At 62.1% G+C, this 628-nt stretch carries 1 protein-coding gene; it reads left to right on the top strand.

The features are described 5' to 3' along the window. On the top strand, positions 1 to 589 hold a 589-nt coding region (locus HW932_RS21510), incomplete at its 5' end, for an IS3 family transposase (RefSeq protein WP_176978489.1). Positions 590 to 628 lie beyond the last annotated feature (39 nt).

The raw sequence follows: 628 nt of genomic DNA on the forward strand, positions 1-628 counted from the left end.
CAAGGCGACGACGGACTCGAAGCACAGCCTGCCGGTGGCGCCGAATGTGCTCGATCGGCAGTTCGCGCCAGAGGCGCCCAATCGCGTCTGGACGGGCGACATCACCTACATCGCTACCGCCGAGGGCTGGCTGTACCTGGCGGTCGTGATCGATCTGTTCAACCGCGAGGTGATCGGCTGGTCGATCAAGCCGCGCATGACGACCGACTTGGTGCTTGAGGCGCTGTCGATGGCATGGTCGCACCGTCGCCCAGAGCCAGGGACGCTGTTCCATTCCGATCGCGGGAGCCAGTACGCCAGTCAGGCTTACCAGGCTCGCCTGGCCACCTACGGCATGCGCAGATCGATGTCGCGCCAGGGCAACTGCTGGGACAACGCCCCGACTGAGAGCTTCTTCAACAGCCTCAAGAACGAGCGGGTGCATGGCCTGAGCTACGCGACCCGCAACGAGGCCACGAGCGATCTGTTTCAGTACATCGCCGTGTTCTACAACCGGAGCCGCCGCCACTCCACCTTGGGATATCTGTCACCAACCACGTTCCTGCAGAACTGGATCAAACGACAGGATCAGCAAGACATGGCAGCATAAGGGCGATCCGTTGGAAGACGGAAAACGTAGGGCACCTCA

Source organism: Allochromatium humboldtianum, from assembly GCF_013385175.1.
GTDB classification, from domain to species: domain Bacteria; phylum Pseudomonadota; class Gammaproteobacteria; order Chromatiales; family Chromatiaceae; genus Thermochromatium; species Thermochromatium humboldtianum.